The organism is Spirosoma harenae (genome assembly GCF_054776975.1).
Map to the genome: position 1 here is coordinate 107,506 of NZ_BAAHBD010000003.1, position 20,157 is coordinate 127,662.

Here is a 20,157-nt window from a genome sequence, read left to right on the forward strand (position 1 = left end):
GACGCGGGACAAAACATAGTAGATTAATTATCTGCTATTTAAACGCTGGAATGCCGGTGATTTCAGCGCCTAGAATCAGTAACTGAATATCATGAGTACCTTCGTACGTACTGACCGATTCGAGATTCATCAGGTGTCGCATAATGGGATACTCGCCTGAAATGCCCATGGCTCCCAGAATCTGGCGGGCTTCCCGAGCGATTCGTAATGCGATTTCGACATTATTGCGTTTGGCCAGCGAAATCTGCGCTACTGTCGCCCGATCTTCGTTTTTAAGCGTACCTAATCGCCAGCAAAGGAGTTGGGCCTGGGTAATGTCGGTCAGCATTTCGGCCAGTTTTTTCTGCACTAGCTGAAAACTGGCAATGGGTTTATTAAACTGAATCCGTTCGAGGGCGTATCGACGGGCGATTTCGTAGCATTCCATAGCGGCTCCCAACGAACCCCAAGAGATGCCATAACGAGCCTGTTCCAGACATTTCAACGCACTCTTTAATCCGTACGCTTCGGGCAGCATATTTTCCTTCGGTACCTGTACATCCTGAAAAATCAGTTCGCCTGTATTGCTGGCCCGCAACGACCATTTATTTTTGATTTCGGCCGTGGTAAAGCCCTCCATTCCTCGCTCCAGAATCAGTCCACGAACTTTTCCCTGATCATTTCTAGCCCAAACGATAGCGATATCGGCAATATCGGCGTTGGTGATCCAAAGTTTGGAGCCGTTGAGCAAATAATAATCACTACGCTCAATGAAGTTCGCTTCCATGCCTCCAGGGTCTGAACCGTGATTCGGCTCTGTTAGGCCAAAACAGCCTATAATCTCTCCTTTGGCCAATTTCGGCAAGTATTTTTTCTTTTGTTTCTCCGAACCAAAGGTCAGAATTGGATACATCACCAGCGAATTCTGAACCGATACACAAGAACGCATGCCCGAATCACCTCGCTCGATCTCCTGCGTCATCAATCCATACGAAATCTGATCCAGGCCACCACCACCGTATTCAGTCGGAATCGTTGCTCCAAAGACACCAATCTGACCGAACTTTCGTACGAGATGTCTTGGAAATTCAGCCCGTTGCGCATATTCTTCGGCAATGGGCGTGATCTCGCGTTTGACGAAATCGCGCACCGCCGACCGAACCAGTTTATGTTCAGCTGTTAGCAGATCATCAATGCAATAGAAATCCGGCGATTCAAACGAATCAACCTTGTTTCGGGGCGGAGTCAGGGAGGGAGATTGCATAGGGGGTTAACCGAAAAAAAGTTGGCTTGTTGCAGGAATAGGGTATTTTTTGTCAATTTACACGACAAATAATTAGGCTCATAGGAATCGATCTGCGATCGATTGGGTGTTGTCAAAAAGAAGTATGAAAATCCACATCTTCGGAGCTTCGGGATCGGGCGTAACCACCTTAGGAACTCGCTTATCGGTCCAAACGGGTTTTGCTTATCTCGACACCGACAGCTTCTATTGGGAACCCTCTAATCCACCATTTACCGTACGCAGAGCCATTGACGAACGACATAAAATGATCGTCAATGAATTTGTTACCTATACTGATTGTATTGTTGGTGGTTCGTTGCTGAACTGGGGAATGGATTGGCTCCATCAGTTTGATTTGGCCGTATTCCTTTGGGTTCCTCCCAAAATTCGCCTAAATCGATTAAGGAAACGGGAATTTGACCGATATGGCGATATTATTTTCACCAACAACGATCGAAATACCCATTACGAAGAATTCATCGACTGGGCATCCGGTTACGACGACGGTTCAGCCAGCGGTCGAACGCTACAAGCGCATGAAAGCTGGATGCAACAACTTACCTGCCCACTTATCGAAATACGCGGAGAACATTCGGTAGATGAGCGTTTGGCAATCATTCTGAATCAATTAGCGATCCAGCAATCATAGTTAAGAATCCTCACGCGTGTTCTTTATGAAGCATGTCTAATCTAAATATCGACAGCCTAAAAGCCCGTACCTACGACGCCATTGTTATTGGTTCTGGTATCAGTGGAGGCTGGGCCGCGAAAGAGCTTACCGAAAAAGGACTTCGCACACTTTTGCTGGAACGCGGTCGGCCCGTCAGTCACGTAACAGACTACCCTACCGCGACGCTCAATCCGTGGGAGTTGGCGCATCGCGGACAGGTGCCGCTCCACATTCGGGAGGAATATTCCATTGCCAGCCGAAACTATGCCTTTCGCGAAGATACCATGCACTTTTTTGCGAAGGATAGCGAACAACCGTACGTGCAGGAAAAACCCTATGATTGGATACACGGCTATCAGGTTGGTGGGCGGTCTTTGACTTGGGGTAGACAAACGCAACGCTGGAGTGACTTTGATTTTGAAGGCCCCGCCCGCGACGGTTTTGCCATCGATTGGCCAATTCGGTACGCTGATCTTGCGCCCTGGTACAGCCATGTAGAGAAATTTGTGGGTATCACAGGGAACAAAGATGGACTAGCCACTCTGCCCGATGGTGAGTTTCTGCCTCCGCACGAAATGTCTTGTGTAGAAACGTATTTCAAGAAACAGGTTGCTACGCATTATCCAAATCGCCACGTGATTATTGGTCGGGCAGCCCATATTACTGAGCCTAAAGCCATTCATACCCAACAAGGTCGGGCGCGATGCCAACACCGTACGCTTTGCGAACGAGGATGTCCGTATGGTGGGTATTATAGTAGTAATGCATCGACCATTCCGTGGGCCATGCGAACGGGCAAATTGACGCTTCAACCTAATTCTGTTGTACACTCGATTAGTTACGACGAGTCAAAACGCAAGGCTACAGGCGTTCGAGTCATTGATACACAATCCGGCCAGATGACGGAGTATTATGCCCAGATTATTTTCGTCAATGCGTCCGCTCTACATACCAATCTGATTCTCCTGAATTCAACGTCCAGCCGATTTCCAAATGGGCTTGGTAACGATAGCGGATTGCTGGGAACTCACATGGCGTTTCATAGCTACCGGGGTCGGGTTACAGCGACGTATGATGGGCTACTAGAATCCACAACCGACGGTCGCCGACCAAACAGCAGCTATATTCCTCGGTTTCGGAATGTAACAAAACAGGAAACAGATTTTCTGCGTGGATATGCCGCTACGTTCTATTCGTCAAGAGCAGAGGTTCAGAATCAGGAAAGCATTGGCCAATCGTTAAAAAACCAACTAGTAAATCCCTCGTTGGGCGAGTGGCAGGTGGGTTCGGCGATGATGGCTGAAACGATTCCGAAAGCCAGCAGTACGGTTCGTCTTGATCCGATTCTGAAAGATAATTTTGGTATTCCTCAATTACGGGTTTCTGTCGGTTACGATGAAAACGACGAGAAAATTCTTCGCGATTTTTTCGAGCAGTTTACGGAGATGTACACCAAGGCCGGTTTTAAAAACATTCGTATGCAGGATACAGGGCGACTACCAGGCAGCGAAAACCACGAAATGGGTGGAGTCCGCATGGGCCGCGATCCGAAAACATCATTGTTGAATCAATGGAATCAGTTGCATCACTGCAAAAACGTCTTCGTGACTGACGGTGCCTGCATGGTCTCAACCAGCACGCAAAATCCTTCGCTCACCTACATGGCCCTTACCGCCAGAGCGGCCAATTATGCCGTGAAACAGATGAAAGCACTGGCACTGTAGTTTTTTGTCATGCTGACGAAGGAAGCCTCTTAATATATCCTTATTCAGAGGTTGGGGAGCTTTGAGATGCTTCCTTCGTCAGCATGACAAACAAGGCTTGAATCTATCGCTTGCTCGTAGCGGAACTTGGCGCAGCTACTGTGCCCTGACTTACTAACCAAGTTGCTAATTCTTTTGCCGCCAGAAAATTTTCGTATTGCGCCGGAATCTTCCGACCATCAACATATTCGTTATACAGCCACGGATCACCCACAGCAAACACAGTTCCTTTACCCACTTTCGCAACGCCCATAATCACATCCCCAGCGTCGGTCACAGCAGTTTTGGCGGGCGATTTTATACGTAATGGCGATAGCTCTTTAATGTATACCATTCGGGTCTTCGGGAAAATTGCATTTCCAGCCGGCACACTAATTTTTCCTTGTTCGAATTGATTTCCCTGTACCATGTTACGGTTTTTCGGCAAAAACTGCAACCCAAATCGGGCGGCTAACTGATTGAAATGCAGATGTTCACAGTTAGAGGTATCGTTAGCCATAAGCACCAGCGTACCACCGGCTTGCACCCAATTGGCAATAGCGTTTATATCGCTCTCGCTTACGTAATTTGGCTTGGGCGTTTCTTTCGGCGTATCGGGGTCTACGATAATATATACGTCTACCCCCTTGAGCGATGCGGTTGTTGGAGCCCCCGTGATCGTTGTCGTTTTTGCACCCAGATTGCGGAATATAGTTCCCCACCAGAAGAAACCCGAATGTTGGTGATCGTCCCAGGTGTAATGGAAAGGCTCCTGTTCGCCATTATACCCTTTTCGCGATTCGTGGTTGAAATAGTTATCTACAGCGACTGTTTTTCCTTTTCCCGTTTCTTCGGCTGCAATTTCCATTTCGACGCTGGCCATAATAAATGGTCCAACGCCTTTTAAATCATCCTGACGAATGGGTTCGCTTAAGTAATATTCGTAGCTGCCATCCCGATAAGGCGAACCACCCAGACCACCCACGACCACCGTTTTTTCGAGGTGAATGAGCCCTTTTTCGTCGGTCGTGATGAATTGTTTCAGTAAGCCATCGTAGCCTTTACGCGCATTTGCCATGAGTGATGCGGGCAGATAACCCATACGTACACCTTTCGCCAGTGCATACACAAACATACTTGAGCCCGATGCTTCAAGGTAATTGCCTTTGTCACCTGCCCGATCAGTCACCTGCCACCAACAGCCTGATTTTGGGTCCTGATATTTCGCAATGGCGGGCATAAACCGGTTCAGAATGGCAACCAGTTCACCTCGCCGAGGGTGTGTTTTCGGAATAAAATCCAGCACATCGACCAGCGCCATCGCATACCAACCCATCGCCCGGCTCCAGAAATTGGGCGAATTACCCGTTTCTTTATTAGCCCATTTCTGTTCGCGACTTTCGTCCCAACCGTGGTAAATCAGGCCGGTTTTGGGATCACGAGCGTGCTTTTCCATCCACACAAATTCGTTGATAATATCGTCGAACTGTTTTGCGTCCCCGTACAGAGACGTATACTCGGCATAGAACGGTTCGGCCATGTATAAACCATCGAGCCACATTTGGTAAGGATACCGTTTTTTATGCCAGTAGCCGCCTTCCTTCGTGCGGGGTTGCTCAGCCAATTGTTTCCGAAGCAAATCAGCCGCTTTTTTATATTTTTCTCTACCAGGTAACGTCTGCTGCGCTAATAGAAGCAATGACCGGCCGGGAGTGATAAAATCAAGATTGTAATCCTCGAGTTTATATGTACGGATGTCGCCATCAGCCTTTACATAGCGATCCATATTTTTCTGGATGTAACTGAAGTACTTATCATCGGCAGTCCGATACCAGACCTGCTTAACGCCCTCCAGCAGAACGCCCGTTTCATACTCCCAGTGAGCAACTCCTTTAGTACCGTCTTCCCGTTTATACGAGATGGAATCAGGATTATTGGCCATAATGGACGCCACCATACGCTGCGACCAAGGAATATTGGTAGGCGACTGTGCCCACAGCACATGACTGATTACCAGTAGACAACCGAAAAGGCTAAATTTCTTCATCTTCGTTTTAATAATTAAAAATCCCCGTGTCTGTATCCTCACAGACACCTGTCCGGTAGGTTAGGCTCTGCTGACGCATAGGTGTCTGTGAGGATACAGACACGGGAGTCAACTCAGGCTAATTTGCTCATCCTGATTAAAGAAATAGTCATTTTTCGCCCGTCTATACTCCTTAATTAAAACGAAAAATAGCAGTTGATCAAGCAAGCGAACCCAAAGTTAACAACACCTGTTACACACTATAGATGATACTGCCGGATAAAAACCGGCCCAATCAATCATGATTCGTCAACTTTCTTTAACCCTTCTCCCTGAACAGGCTTTCGATGATGAAGCGTTTCGGGCACAGGTATTGCGGCAACTTTCGTTACCTGACTCTGAAGAAGTTACCATTCGAAAAAAACGGCAATCGATCGATGCGCGGAATCGACAGGTTCGGGTACAGGTCGAAACAGATGTATTTATTGGCGAAACTCCTCCCTCGCTTATCCAATATCAAAAGCCGCAGATTGACGTCAGCAAGGCACCACAGGCTATTGTGGTAGGTGCTGGCCCAGCCGGTTTGTTTGCCGCCCTTCGGCTGATCGAATTAGGTATTAAACCAATTGTTCTCGAACGAGGAAGTGATGTTCGCACCCGTCGACGCGATTTGGCCGCCATTAATAAAGATCATATTGTTAACCCAGAGTCGAATTACTGTTTTGGTGAAGGAGGGGCCGGAACTTATTCCGACGGTAAACTTTACACTCGCTCAACCAAACGAGGAGATGTCCGGCGGATTCTGGAAATATTCGTTGCACACGGAGCCACTGACCAGATCTTAGTTGACGCTCACCCTCATATCGGGACAAACAAACTTCCAAACGTGGTAGCTGCTCTGCGCGAAAGCATTCTGCGTGCCGGCGGGGAGGTCCACTTCGATACTAAAGTAGTTGACCTGATTCAAGAAGGCCACCAACTAAAAGGGGTTGTATTAGCTAACGGAAATGCTCTAACTGGCATTGGTGTTATTCTGGCAACGGGTCATTCCGCCCGCGACATTTTCCACCTTCTGCGCGACCGTACTATTCGCGTCGAAGCCAAACCCTTTGCCATGGGTGTTCGTATTGAGCACCAGCAGCAATTGATTGACCAGTTCCAATACCATCGGCCAGATCGGGGAGATTATTTGCCTGCGGCCTCTTACAGTTTGGTTACTCAAACTCGGTTTAAGGGGGTAGAACGAGGAGTCTTTTCGTTTTGTATGTGTCCGGGGGGCTTTATTGTTCCAGCGGCTACCGCTCCGGGGGAGTTGGTTGTGAATGGCATGTCGCCCTCTCGGCGCGACTCGCAATATGCTAATTCGGGCTTAGTGGTTGCCGTTACCGATACAGATTTGCTACCTTACACCGACGAAGGACCACTGGCTGGTTTAGCACTCCAACAGGATTTGGAACGCTGGGCCTGCCGAATGGGAACCGAACATCCTGACAAACCTTCGCAGATAGCTCCTGCACAGCGTATTGCCGACTTTGTGGATGGCCGCACGTCAAACGAGTTATTGCCAACATCGTATCAGCCGGGTTTAGCGTCAGTCGATATGATGGAGGTGTTACCCGATCACATTGCTCAGCCTTTAAGACAGGGGTTGCGGGATTTCGGGCGAAAGATGCAAGGCTATTTAAGCAATGAAGGTCAGTTGATCGGCGTTGAAAGTCGTACATCATCGCCCGTGCGAATTCCACGTCATAGAGATACGTGTGAGCATGTGGAGGTTCGGCGACTGTTTCCTTGTGGCGAAGGAGCCGGTTATGCAGGTGGTATTGTTTCAGCCGCCATGGATGGTGAACGTTGCGCAGAAGAATTAGTTAAGTTGTATAAATAAGTCCGAAGTTTATAGTTTGAGGTTTGAAGTTGTACATGCTATTCTGACTTCAAACATCGACCTTCAAACATCAACCTCATTAATGATCGACACCTCGTTTCATACCTTTACCGAACACCTTCGCCAGCGGCTGCAGCAACCGTTGCCGGGGGAAGTTGCGCACCAGAAAATGGCGTCGACAGCTCGGTATCGGCTGGGCATCAAACCCAACGAGCGAACGCGCCGGAGCGCAGTGTTGATCTGTTTTTACCCCTATCAGAACTCTATTTACCTCCCACTTATCCTCCGCCCCCAGTACGACGGCGTTCATGCCGGACAGATGGCGTTTCCGGGTGGACGTATGGAGCGGTTCGATGAAAATCTAACCCGTACTGCCCTGCGGGAAGCACAGGAAGAAGTCGGCATTCGGGTATCCGATGTAAAGGTGTTGGGATTGCTGACAGAGCTATTTATTCCACCCAGCAATTTTTACGTTCAACCCGTAGTCGGTATGCTTCCCTATCGTCCGGATTTTTACCCCGATCCCCGCGAGGTTGAAGCCGTTATCGAAGTGGACCTCGACACGCTGATCGACGAGACCATCATTGGTGATAGTCAGATAGAGGTACGGGGCGTTCTGGTCGATGCTCCTTTTTATCAGATCCAGGGGCATCGGGTATGGGGAGCAACTGCCATGATGATAAGCGAGTTGTTGATGGTGTTAAGCGCCTAATAGCTGCCCCAATAGCTTGAGGTAAAGAAATTTTAAAAAAAACGCAGAATGGTGTGCGCTATAAATACTAAGTACTTCCTGAACCTTTCTAATACAATTTTAATAAGTCTTTAGCCACACAGTCAATGAATTAAGGACTTATTTTGACCAGTTGTTATACCATCTAACTGACAATCAAAATCGTTTACAATAGCCCTATTTTAACTACTTAGCGCAGATTGTCGTCGTTTATGCTATTCCATACGACATTAAAGCTCTGTTCTATTTCGAATTCCACTTATCTGCTATAGTTTGGATCGGTTTGAATTTGACTTTTCTGTTTATTGAAAGTCTATTTTAAACAAAACCCAAACCTCCAATTAATGGATGGCAATAAGCATTTTTACGGATACTCTATGTTGACATAGGCTATAAAACCCAAAACAAAATACATTTGTAACAGCTAGCTATTGATTGATATAGTCATTAACGTTGATAGCTTTGCACTTTATAACAAATGCGGATTCTATACCGTTAACTTCTTCGTTCTTTCTTGCAAATTTTTACTCTGTGAAAAGGTGGATTGCTATCGGTCTCGTCGTTGTCATATTGGGCGGGATAATTGTGTATAATAAGGTGTTACATCCGGCTCCAGGAGCCTCAGGTGGAGGTGGCGGTCAAGGCGGTGGTGGACGTGGCAGTGCGGAAGGGAAAGGCGGTCCTGGAGGCAAAGGTGGCCCCGGTGGAGGTGGCGGCCCCGCCAACGTCAATGGGTTTGTTGTCGTCTCGCAAAGCCTTAAGGAAGACGTTATTTCCAGTGGTTCTCTATTGGCAGCCGAACAGGTGGATATCTATCCTGAGATTTCAGCCCGAATTACCCAGCTTAATATTCAGGAAGGTCAGCCTGTAGCAAAGGGAGCTTTGTTGGTGAAGCTGTTTGACGCCGATTTACGGGCACAACTCCAAAAGCTTCAGGCTCAGGCCGAAAATGCCCAGCGAACCGAAGACAGGAACAAGCAGTTGCTGGCCAGAGGGGGTATTAGCCAACAGGAATACGACATTGTAACGACTAATTTACGGTCGTCGCTGGCTGACATCGAATTAGTCAAAGCGCAATTACAACGGACAGAAATTCGGGCTCCTTTTTCGGGTATCATTGGTCTTCGTAATGTCAGTGCGGGCGCTGTCGTTTCGCCCAATACGCTTATTGCCCGATTACAACAAGTATCGTCCCTGAAACTCGACTTCTCCATTCCCGAAAAATACGGCCCGACTGTGCATAACGGGAGCACGATTTCGTTTTTAGTAGATGGTACTGTAAAACCCAGCGAAGGGGTTGTGTATGCAATTGAACCGGGGGTGGAAGAACAAACCCGTAACCTGCGCATCCGGGCGCGAGTCAATAATACTACGGCCCGATTCCGACCGGGTACGTTTGCCCGGGTAACGTTAACGGTTCAGAATGAGAAGAGTCTGGTTGTACCAACGCAGGCCGTTATTCCGCAAACCCGTACGAATCAGGTTATAGTCGTAAAAAATGGCAAAGCCATCTTTAAGGATGTCAAAACAGGTCTTCGGACGGCAGGTGTTATCCAGGTGCTTTCAGGCTTAAGCGTTGGCGATACAGTAGCCACAACAGGACTTCTGTTCTTAAAACCTGATGCACCTGTCAAAGTCAATAAAGTCATTACCGTTCCCGGTAACGGCCCAAAAGTTGCAGCAAACTGAGAGATGAGTTATAAACGATGACTGATGAGTGGCTGACGCGTCAGCAATGCTCATGCGTCAGCCACTCATCAGTCATCGTTTATAACTCATCACCAACAAACAAACTCAATTACAAAAATGAGTCTACCCGAATTAAGCTTAAATAGGCCCGTGTTCGCAATGGTGATGTCCATTGTGATCGTGTTATTCGGTATTATCGGCTTCACCTTTCTGGGCGTACGCGAATATCCGGCTATCGATCCGCCAGTTATTTCAGTTCGGACGAACTATACGGGTGCTAACCCTGAAATTATCGAATCGCAGATTACTGAGCCCATCGAAAAGTCGCTGAACAGTATCGAAGGGATTCGTACCATTTCGTCGAACAGTGCTTTAGGAGCCAGTACCATTACGGTTGAGTTCAACCTCGATGCTAACCTTGAACAAGCTGCGAATGACGTACGCGACAAAGTAGCTCAGGCACAACGTCAGCTTCCACAAGACATTGACGCTCCTCCGGTTGTTACGAAAGCTGATGCTAACTCAGATCCGATTATTTTCATGAACGTTCAGAGTACGACACGTAGCGCCACACAGTTGTCGGACTATGCGGAGAACGTACTTCAGGAACGTCTACAAACCATTCCGGGTGTTAGCCAAGCCAATATCTTCGGACTGAAACGGCAGGCCATGCGGCTGTGGATTGACCCAATTAAATTGTCGGCTTATCGGCTGACCGCTCAGGATATTCAAAATGCTTTAGCCACGCAGAATGTCGAATTACCGGGGGGGAAAGTATACGGTAATACAACCGAGTTGACCGTAAAAGCCGTAGGGCGACTCACCACTGAGGACGATTTCAACAACCTGATTTTACGGCAGACAAGCAATCAGATCGTCCGATTTAAAGATGTGGGCTATGCTACATTAGGTGCCGAAAACGAAGAGACGGCCTCTAAACAAAACGGAACCGTTGGAGTCATTCTGGCCTTGATTCCACAGCCGGGGGCCAACTACGTGAGCATTGCCGATGAGTTTTATAAACGCTTCGATCAGCTTAAAAAAGATTTACCGCCTGATATCATTGTTTATGTCGGCACCGACCGAAGTATCTTTATCCGGAAGGCGATTGAGGAAGTGGGCGAAACGTTGCTAATCTCGTTTGTGCTGGTCGTATTGGTCATTTACTTCTTCTTCCGAGATTGGCTCATTGCTTTCCGTCCACTGATCGATATTCCGGTATCGCTCATTGGTGCTTTCTTCATCATGTACCTGGCCGACTTCAGTATCAACGTATTGACACTGTTAGGAATCGTACTGGCGACGGGTCTTGTGGTGGATGATGGGATTGTGGTCACGGAAAACATCTTTAAGAAAATTGAAGATGGCATGGATACGGAGACAGCCGCGAAAGAAGGCTCTAATGAGATTTTCTTCGCCGTTATCTCGACGTCGATCACGCTAGCGATTGTATTCCTGCCGATTATCTTCCTCCAAGGATTCGTTGGTCGCCTGTTCCGTGAGTTCGGGATCGTGGTTGCTGGAGCCGTGTTGATTTCGGCCTTTGTATCGCTTACGCTGACACCGGTACTTAGTGTAAAGCTGACCAGCAAAAACCACGGACGATCTTGGTTCTATCGAAAAACTGAGCCATTTTTTGAATGGTTAGACGAAAGCTATCGTGATTCGCTCAATAGCTTTATGAAGAAACGGGGTTGGGCTTTCGTCATGATCGTGGTCTGTTTATTACTGATTTTCGGTGTAGGCTCGCAGTTAAAATCGGAATTAGCTCCCCTCGAAGACCGGGGCCGTACGCGCATCGCCATTACGTCGCCCGAAGGAACCAGTTTTGAAGCGCAATCTGCCATAACCGATAAAGTACTACAATTTGTACTCGACTCGATTCCTGAAAATAAACTGGCATTTAGTGTGGTCGCACCTGGGTTCTCCGGTGCAGGGGCTGTAAACTCTTCGTTTGTGATGGTCAACATGGTTGATCCTAGCGAACGGAAACGGTCTCAGCAGGACATTGTGGATTATCTCACAAAAAATCTGCGACGGTTCAGCGAAGCCCGTATGTTCGCGACTCAGGATCAAACCATTCAGGTAGGTCGTCAGGGTGGTGGCTTACCCGTTCAGTTCGTTATTCAGAACCTGAACTTCGAGAAACTACGGGAGAAATTGCCTGCTTTCCTGGACGAAGTTCAGAAAGACCCTACCTTCCTGAACTCGGATGTTGACCTGAAATTCAACAAACCTGAACTGAATATCACCATCGAACGCGAAAAAGCAACGAACCTTGGCGTATCGGTGCAGGACGTAGCGCAAACGCTGCAACTCGCGCTGAGTAACCGCCGATTAGCCTACTTCCTGATGAACGGGAAACAATATCAGGTAATTGGCCAGGTAGACCGGGGTGACCGCGATGAACCTGTTGATTTGGCATCGTTCTATGTTCGCTCAAACGCAGGTCAGCTGATTCAATTAGATAACCTGGTGAAGTTTCAGGAAGTCAGTAGCCCTCCGCAGGTGTACCACTACAACCGCTTTAAGTCCGCAACGGTATCGGCTGGTTTGGCACCAGGTAAAACCATCGGTGACGGTGTTGAGGCCATGCGCGCTATTGCCGCCAAAACGCTCGACCAAACATTTCAAACATCCCTCTCCGGCCCGTCCCGCGACTACGCGGAAAGTTCGTCGAATACATTGTTTGCCTTTGGCTTGGCGCTGATCTTGATTTATCTGGTCCTGGCTGCCCAGTTCGATTCATTCATCGATCCGTTCATCATCATGATGACGGTACCACTGGCGCTGGCCGGAGCCGTATTCTCACTCTGGATGTTTAATCAGACGCTGAATATTTTCAGTCAGATCGGTATTATCATGCTAGTGGGCCTGGTTACCAAAAACGGAATTCTGATTGTCGAATTTGCCAACGAACAACGATTGACGGGTAAAAATAAATTTGAAGCGGCTGCCGAATCGGCTGCTTTGCGGCTCCGTCCTATTCTGATGACTACGCTTGTAGCGGCCTTTGGTGCGTTGCCTTTAGCGATGGCGCTGGGTTCCGCATCGAAAAGCCGGGTACCGCTGGGAATTGTTATCGTAGGTGGGCTGATGTTTTCGCTTGTGCTAACCCTCTACGTTGTGCCGGTCATCTACACGTACATGACTCGCCGAAAAGACGTAACACCAGAGGAACCACAAGCCGAAAGCGCAAAGAAACCAACTCCTACACCGGCGCACGTCTAGTTATTATCATTGTATAGTTGACAGGGGTGAATCTGATTCAGATTCACCCCTGTTTTGTTAAAGGGCCAGATACTGGCTTTACGATAAAAAATTCCTGCCCTCGGTTATAACCGACAGTATTTTTACTTTTTTCTTTTTAGGCCAATTTCACTAAGCCCCTGGCCTTACTCTGATGAAACGTACGAGACCCTATTTTGCCTTTTCCCTGATTTTACTGGCCCTTCCAGCCTTTTCACAAACTCCTATTAACGTCGACAAAGAATTTACTTTTGCCGCCAAGCAATATGAGGGCATGTTAAAAGCCCACCCCGATACAACTAAATTTCCACAGTCTACAAAACCAGACGGCTCGCCTGATGATCGGAAATCGGATTGGTGGTGCAGTGGTTTTTTTGGTGGTTCGCTCTGGCATATTTACGAACGAACAAAAGCCCCTGAATGGAAAGCAGCCGCCAACAAATGGACGATGGCCGTAGCAAAAGAGCAATACAACACCGGCACGCACGACCTGGGATTCATGCTCTACTGCCCATTTGGCAACGGATATCGACTCACCAAAAATGAGACGTATCCGCCCATTCTGTTAACAGGAGCTAAATCCTTGTCGACTCGCTTTAACCCAAAAGTTGGTGTAATTAAATCCTGGAACAAATTCCAGAATTATGATTACCCAGTGATCATCGACAACATGATGAATCTGGAGTTCTTATTCTGGGCAGCCAAACGATCTGGTAATAAGGAGTTTTACAACATCTGTATCACCCACGCCGATAACACGATCAAAAATCATTATCGCCCTGACTATAGCAGTTATCACGTCATTTGTTACAATCCTGATGGTACGGTAGCGGCAAAAAAAACAGCGCAGGGCTATGCGGATAATTCAGCCTGGGCACGCGGACAAGCCTGGGGTTTGTATGGCTTTACGGTGATGTATCGTGAAACAAAAGACAAGAAATATTTGGATTTTGCCCGGCACATTGCTGATTTCTACCTAAATCACCCAAATCTTCCTGCCGACAAAGTTCCGTATTGGGATTTCAATGCCCCCAACATTCCGAACGAAGAGCGGGATGCTTCAGCCGCAGCCATTACGGCCTCCGCCCTACTCGAACTTTGTACGTATGGTGGCCCGTCAGCAAAAATCTATTATCAATCTGCGATGAAGATGCTGGAAAGTCTATCGAGTCCAGCTTATAAAGCAAATTTGGGAGAGAATAACCATTTTATCCTGAAACACAGTGTAGGCCATAAACCAGCCAAGAGTGAAGTAGATACCCCAATTATTTACGCAGATTACTATTATCTGGAAGCTCTTCTGCGTTACGATGCCCTTACTAAGAAGGGAGGGATAAAGTAGTAATTTCAGGTATAAAGTTTGAGGTTCGTAATTTGATGTTTTGCTTTCTCATGGCAATATCAAATTACGAACCTCAAACTTTATACCTGAAACTGAATCTGGTTATTGCTCTCGACGGATTGTCTGAATGGTAACGATGGTTGGAGCCGATAAATAGAAGTCGAAAAGAAATCGTCCCAATAGTTCATGACTTATGGCATTCAGATGTTCCTTATCATTAGTCAAAAAGTACTCCTCTCCTTTCTCAATAACCGAATCGGTATCAAATACGCTGAATAACTGTTCGTCGGCCTCATCCAGTAAAATAGCCCGGCTTCGGTGCCGTAGCCATTGATTCAGGCGCTCCCGATGTGGGAAAGGGGTCATTAACAGCACATTATGGCGATAAGGTCGTAGTATTTTCAGTAAGGATGTTACAATGAGTGACCTGTTGGGTCGTACAAAGGAAAGAATAGCATTACCGACGGATTTTAGTTGATCCAGCCCGCGAGTCTGCTTAAATTCCTTATGAGAATAGGGCAATATTGGAGCTGCCATGCAGGTTTCCATACTTGCTGAACGAGCAGGATAAAGCAACGAATGGTCGAGTTGAAGCATGATCAGATCGTACCGATTGAGAGGCAAATGTGATAATGCAGTTACAATCTGTGGTATGGTCAGATGTGCGTACGCTTCAACCGACACATTCTGCCCTGTCTGGCTAATCTGACGGATAAAATGTCCGATATAGCTTAACTTTCCCGCTGATAGCCCATACCCATAAGTATGCTCATCGCCAATTACCAACACGTTCATCAGTCAATGCAAATGGGGCGAATAAACCCATTTATTTCCTTTACGTAGCCTGATAGGGAACTGTGGCAGAGTACAGAAAAATATTTATCAACCAAAACAATAATTGCAACGTTATTCGTTTGGAACGCGTAGTCTATTTACAAAGGGAATTTACGTAAATCTGACCAAGCTTTGCTTTTCCGAAAATCATCTTCGTTCGCCGACAATGACCTGCTAAGTGTCATTAGGGCTTGCCGTGCCAACGATCCGCGGGCGCAAAGGACGTTGTTTAAGCAGTTTTTTGGGTATGCCAAAAGTATCTGCCTACGCTATACGTCGAATGTGGAGGAAGCCGAAGACGTGCTAAATGAAGGCTTTCTGAAAGCCTTTCAGCATCTGGACAGTTATGACGAAACCTTACCTTTTAAAGCCTGGTTACGAACCATTTTGGTAAATACAGCCATTAGTCATTACCGTAAAAATCAACGATATGATCAGCATACGGCATTAGAAACGGGCGAACAGGTGCCATTTGACGACAATATCGTTGAACAGATTGCCGCTGAAGAAATTCTCACCCTCGTCCAACAACTAACCCCTACCTACCGTACCGTCTTTATGATGCACGTTGTGGATGGCTACAGTCTCCACGAAATTGCGGGTATATTGAGTCATAACGAAGCCACCGTTCGTTCCAACTACGCCCGCGCCCGACAGAAGTTACAGATACTCATCAAACAAGCATATCCTTCTTACGAAAAAGCTGGCCCTGATGGCAGCTTTCCTTATCATGAAAACTGACCGATTTTCCGATATTATCCGGCGAAAACTGGAAAGTATTCGGCCGGAATTTACTGAAAAAGACTGGGCGCGAATGCAAGCTACGCTCCAGCAGGCTGGCCCGCCCCAGTCTGGCCCGTCGGCTACGGGGCAACCGTTCAGTGGAGGGGTCTGGGCAGGAAAATCCTGGCTCCTGGCCGCTGCTTCTGTTAGCACGGTTGCGTTGATTGCATTCAGCATTTGGCAGCGTAGTGAGATCAATCACCTTCAGAAAACGATTGGTCAACTGAAACAAAAAGCGGTAACAAAACAGATTACCCCAGCGTCAGCAGAGCAGGATCGTCCGACCTTATCACAATCGGGTACGCCTAATCAGCCGAACACTGTGTCTGGTTCTCCAGCAGAGTCAGTACCTGCTCCTACGCAACGGGAAGAGTTGGCCACTAGTCACGACACCGTTTACATTACTCGTTACGTGCCTATGCCTGAAACCCGTAGGATGAATTCAGTGGGAGATCGCTCGCTTCAGCGAACTGAAACGCCCCCTGATCAACGGTATGCGACCGCCAGCCGAGCGCCTGTTGTGCGTAATCCATTGCGTCAATCGAATAACTTAAACAAGCATCAAAAATCAGATTCATATGGTGTGTCCTCTACTCCTTTAACGATTGACAATACTACGAATACGCCATCGGAAACGATTAATAACCCATTAACTACCACGCCTAACTCATCGATTCCTTCGTCTGTGAATGATGCGGAAGGTCGAGTTGCTAAAAATCAGCGAATAAAGCGAACAAAAGGAAACTACAGTTCGCCAGCCTCTCCGGGTAATGCTGCTGACAGCCCAACAGGTTCCACTGGTGTTGTTGATAATCCGAACAAAGCAATTGGTCAACAGGAATTAACGCCAACAGAGCAAGCTCAGGTTGCTGAACAAAGTGGTGTATTGGCAAGCTATGAAGTAGTCACGAGTCGTCCTTTGTCAACGGAGGGTATTAATTGGAATGCGTTAATGGCTCAACGGGCTAAGCGTATGCGCCTAGTTCGCACGACGACGGTAACCATGCCAACTCAAGCGCCAGAAAGTAAGAAAGTGGAGCCAGTCATTGCTCGCTTCCGGGCTGGTATTGGTGGGGAGTTTGAATCCCGTATGTGGAGCGTTGGGTTATTTTCAGAAATACCAGTCGGTAAACATGTAGTGGTTGGTGTAGGCCTTAGTCAGGCAACATACATGGGAGGATTGTTCATCACTGCCAGTGATTTTAATAAACGCACGCAGCGGAACTTTAGGGACGAATTTGGTAAAGGACTTGATCCTAAGCTAAGTCTATACGGCGATATCATCAATGTCGACACTCGTATGGTCCGTGTTCAGATTCCGATAAGCTTAGGCTACCGTGTACCGCTTACTCACTCACTGACGATGATTCCGAACGTAGGTACTTATCTGGTATTGAGTAATAAAGAGAAAGTGACCTTCAATTATCGTCAGACAGCCTACGGGCCATACGGCGGCTATGATGAAACTAATTTTTCCCGGAGCCATCCAACCGAATTATTTAGTAATGTAGCCTTGAGTTTGGGACTCGAATGGCAAAATCGCCGGTGGGTAGTTCAGGGTAGTCCTGTTTTAACATTGCCAACTTGCTCACCTGCTCCGGGAGCTCCAAACTGGCAGGTTGACACCAGCATCGGATTACGAGCCAGACTGATGTATCAGTTTTAAATAGAGTTAATAGTTAATATGGGGCTGCCGTAACAGAATGTTTTCGCGGCAGCCCCATATCGACTATTTCCTGGCTTCTACCCGCCAGATGCGCCCGGATACATCATCGGCTACGAGCAGAGCACCATCGGGCAATACGGCTACTCCTACAGGTCGACCGTGAACATCTTTATCGTTTCCGGCTAGAAAACCCGTTAGGAAATCCTCGGGCTTACCTGGTTTACCATCCTGGAAAGGCACAAAGACAACTTTGTAACCAACGAGTTGTGAACGGTTCCAGGAACCATGTTGGCCAATAAATGCACCATTGTGATAGTGAGCGGGAAATTGCGTTTTGTCATAAAAAGCGAGTCCTAGTGAAGCTGTATGCGCTCCAAGCGGCACATCAGGAACGATCGTTTTTTTCACCAGATCAGGTCGTTCCCCTTTTCGACGCGGGTCTTCGTTTTGGCCAAAATAGGCATAAGGCCAGCCATAAAAAGCGCCTTCTTTTACACTGGTCAGGTAATCTGGCACCAGATCATCTCCTAGTTCATCGCGTTCATTAACAGCCGTATAGAGTGTTTTTGTTGTTGGCTGCCATCCCATTCCAACGGGATTCCGTAAGCCGCTGGCAAAAATACGCTCGCCCGTACCATCCGGATTGACCTCCAGAATATCAGCACGTCGGATTTCGTTTTCAGGGCCGTGTTCCCCTACATTACTGCCTGATCCAACAGAGATAAAAATTTTCTTACCATCAGCACTTGCCAATAAGTTGCGCGTCCAGTGGTTATTATAACCGCCAGCCGGCAGGCTCACGATCTTCTTGCCGGGCGAGGTTATTTTCGTTTGGCCAGCTTTATAATCGTAGCGCATCAATCCATCCGTATTAGCTGCATAGAAATAATTGCCTAGCACCAACATACCAAATGGCTGATTCAGACCTACCAGAAAGGTTTCTTTCAGATCCGGCTTGCCGTCGTTATTAGTGTCGCGAAAGAGCGTGATTCGATTGGCACTAGTCCTTGTCTCCTCCGATTTGCTTTTACCCGATACAGCATTAACAACCTTTTCCTTAATACCAGTGCGTTCCGTATTGGCTTCCGCTACGAAAATGTCGCCATTGGGAGCTACGTATATCCAGCGTGGACTTTTTAGATCGCGAGCATATTCGGTCACGGTAAAGCCATCGGGAGCCTTGGGTGTTTGACCAGCGGGCCAGTCTACCACATTGCTGAGTTTTACGCTCGATTTAGTAGCATAAGGAGCAGGCAACTCGATTGTTGTATCCGCTGTAGCTACGGATTCTCCTGTCTGATCTTCGGCTTTTTTTTGACGACATGCCGTAAAGGCGACAGCCAATGCCGCAGCCATCAGGAAATAGGAATTTGTTTTCATCGTTGAGCAATTAGTTTAATTACTCAACTGAGTGTGCGGGAATTTGGTTATGGTTTATCTTTCTTCGCCGTTAATTCTGAGCCTTGAATTGCCATCGAAAATCCCGTTACAGCTTTAGTAGTTGCATCGCGCGTAAACGTGATGATCGACCCGTAGGAGCTAGTGGATTTATATGTATCTGCTTTTTCCTGCTTCAACAGTTTGTTTTTGCCCATTGTATCAGCCTCCCCAAACAGCTCTCCTTTATCGGTAGTGACGGTATATTTCGCAACAGGACTTCCGCTCTCAAACGTGTATGATCCCACGTAAGCTTTCAACGCGGTCGAATCTGTGGTGATTGTTTGAGCCTGGGAAGGCGTAAATAGCCCTAATAAGCTAATGCCTAATAATAATGACAGAAAGGTTTTCATAAATTAATTAAGAGTTAGGATGATACGATTGCCTTACAAGGTACGCGAAAATTTGGCATACGGAATCGGCCCTTTATAAAACACATCGCTGACGGCCTCCATCCCGAAACGTCGGTAAAAATCGGCGGCATCGAGCCGGGCATCACATCCAATCGTTGTTGCACCGAGCCGCCTGGCCTCAGCCATGATGTGGTTGAGTAGTTGTGTGCCAATGCCTTGTCGCTGAAGGTCAGGACGAGCAGCAAATTTCCGAAACCGCGACGCCTGTCCGTAAACAAACAAGGAAATCACAGCAACCAGCTCGTCTCCCAGAAATGCACCAAAATGATATCCTTCATGATCATTTTCTATTTTTACGTACTCGAGCGATTTATCAGGCCACAAGACACTATGACGCAGAAAATACGTTTGCTCAGGTGCAATGGAGCAAATCGAGATGGTAGTGTTTGGTACAGACTCTGTCATTCGTTTTTGGCCGCCTTATAGT

15 protein-coding genes are annotated in these 20,157 nt (G+C 47.4%); 9 read left to right on the plus strand and 6 right to left on the minus strand.

The window, feature by feature from the left end; all coding sequences use genetic code 11:
- Positions 1-34: 34 nt before the first annotated feature.
- A complete protein-coding gene (locus ACYVE4_RS02250) occupies positions 35-1,243 on the minus strand; it encodes an acyl-CoA dehydrogenase family protein (RefSeq protein ID WP_460995275.1) in 1,209 nt (402 codons plus the stop codon).
- Between the two features lie 124 nt (positions 1,244-1,367).
- Between ACYVE4_RS02250 and ACYVE4_RS02255 the strand changes: the two genes are divergently transcribed.
- Entirely contained in the window at positions 1,368-1,913 is a 546-nt protein-coding gene (locus ACYVE4_RS02255) for a P-loop NTPase family protein (RefSeq protein ID WP_460995276.1), read from the plus strand.
- A gap of 32 nt (positions 1,914-1,945) precedes the next feature.
- Positions 1,946-3,658, plus strand: coding sequence for an FAD-dependent oxidoreductase (locus ACYVE4_RS02260; RefSeq protein WP_460995277.1), 1,713 nt, complete (start codon positions 1,946-1,948; stop codon positions 3,656-3,658).
- A 103-nt stretch (positions 3,659-3,761) separates the two neighbouring features.
- On the opposite strand, the gene ACYVE4_RS02265 is transcribed toward ACYVE4_RS02260, so the two are convergent.
- Positions 3,762-5,723, minus strand: a complete 1,962-nt coding sequence (locus tag ACYVE4_RS02265; RefSeq protein WP_460995278.1) for a DUF4350 domain-containing protein — start codon at positions 5,721-5,723, stop codon at positions 3,762-3,764.
- Positions 5,724-6,003: 280 nt separating this feature from the next.
- On the opposite strand from ACYVE4_RS02265, the gene ACYVE4_RS02270 reads away from it, so the two are divergent.
- The 5 genes from ACYVE4_RS02270 (at position 6,004) to ACYVE4_RS02290 (ending at position 14,597) form a co-directional block, all read left to right on the plus strand.
- On the plus strand, positions 6,004-7,587 hold the full coding sequence (locus tag ACYVE4_RS02270) for an NAD(P)/FAD-dependent oxidoreductase (protein WP_460995279.1): 1,584 nt from the start codon (positions 6,004-6,006) through the stop codon (positions 7,585-7,587).
- 82 nt (positions 7,588-7,669) lie between these two features.
- Positions 7,670-8,299 carry an NUDIX hydrolase gene (locus ACYVE4_RS02275; RefSeq protein WP_460995280.1) on the plus strand — a complete coding sequence of 210 codons (630 nt, stop codon included), beginning with the start codon at positions 7,670-7,672 and terminating at the stop codon, positions 8,297-8,299.
- Positions 8,300-8,848: 549 nt separating this feature from the next.
- Positions 8,849-10,006: an efflux RND transporter periplasmic adaptor subunit gene (locus ACYVE4_RS02280; RefSeq protein ID WP_460995281.1), complete on the plus strand. Its 1,158-nt coding sequence runs from the start codon at positions 8,849-8,851 to the stop codon at positions 10,004-10,006.
- A 117-nt stretch (positions 10,007-10,123) separates the two neighbouring features.
- Positions 10,124-13,237, plus strand: coding sequence for an efflux RND transporter permease subunit (locus ACYVE4_RS02285; RefSeq protein ID WP_460995282.1), 3,114 nt, complete (start codon positions 10,124-10,126; stop codon positions 13,235-13,237).
- Positions 13,238-13,409: 172 nt separating this feature from the next.
- Complete coding sequence (locus ACYVE4_RS02290; RefSeq protein ID WP_460995283.1) at positions 13,410-14,597, plus strand: glycoside hydrolase family 88 protein; 1,188 nt, start codon at positions 13,410-13,412, stop codon at positions 14,595-14,597.
- Positions 14,598-14,699: 102 nt separating this feature from the next.
- Here ACYVE4_RS02290 and ACYVE4_RS02295 read toward each other — a convergent pair whose 3' ends face one another.
- The gene (locus ACYVE4_RS02295; RefSeq protein WP_460995284.1) at positions 14,700-15,392 is read right to left on the minus strand and encodes an SGNH/GDSL hydrolase family protein; all 693 of its coding nucleotides are present in this window, start codon (positions 15,390-15,392) and stop codon (positions 14,700-14,702) included.
- 171 nt (positions 15,393-15,563) lie between these two features.
- Between ACYVE4_RS02295 and ACYVE4_RS02300 the strand changes: the two genes are divergently transcribed.
- Both ACYVE4_RS02300 and ACYVE4_RS02305 read left to right on the plus strand, forming a co-directional pair.
- On the plus strand, positions 15,564-16,172 hold the full coding sequence (locus ACYVE4_RS02300; protein ID WP_460995285.1) for an RNA polymerase sigma factor: 609 nt from the start codon (positions 15,564-15,566) through the stop codon (positions 16,170-16,172).
- On the plus strand, positions 16,162-17,880 hold the full coding sequence (locus ACYVE4_RS02305; RefSeq protein ID WP_460995286.1) for a hypothetical protein: 1,719 nt from the start codon (positions 16,162-16,164) through the stop codon (positions 17,878-17,880). The genes ACYVE4_RS02300 and ACYVE4_RS02305 overlap by 11 nt, the downstream gene beginning before the upstream one ends.
- A gap of 63 nt (positions 17,881-17,943) precedes the next feature.
- On the opposite strand, the gene ACYVE4_RS02310 is transcribed toward ACYVE4_RS02305, so the two are convergent.
- The 3 genes from ACYVE4_RS02310 to ACYVE4_RS02320 are packed head-to-tail and all read right to left on the minus strand — an operon-like array spanning position 17,944 to position 20,135.
- The gene (locus ACYVE4_RS02310) at positions 17,944-19,260 is read right to left on the minus strand and encodes a PQQ-dependent sugar dehydrogenase (RefSeq protein ID WP_460995287.1); all 1,317 of its coding nucleotides are present in this window, start codon (positions 19,258-19,260) and stop codon (positions 17,944-17,946) included.
- Between the two features lie 47 nt (positions 19,261-19,307).
- Positions 19,308-19,670: a DUF3471 domain-containing protein gene (locus ACYVE4_RS02315; protein ID WP_460995288.1), complete on the minus strand. Its 363-nt coding sequence runs from the start codon at positions 19,668-19,670 to the stop codon at positions 19,308-19,310.
- A 33-nt stretch (positions 19,671-19,703) separates the two neighbouring features.
- The gene (locus ACYVE4_RS02320; RefSeq protein ID WP_460995289.1) at positions 19,704-20,135 is read right to left on the minus strand and encodes a GNAT family N-acetyltransferase; all 432 of its coding nucleotides are present in this window, start codon (positions 20,133-20,135) and stop codon (positions 19,704-19,706) included.
- Between the last annotated feature and the right edge of the window lie 22 nt (positions 20,136-20,157).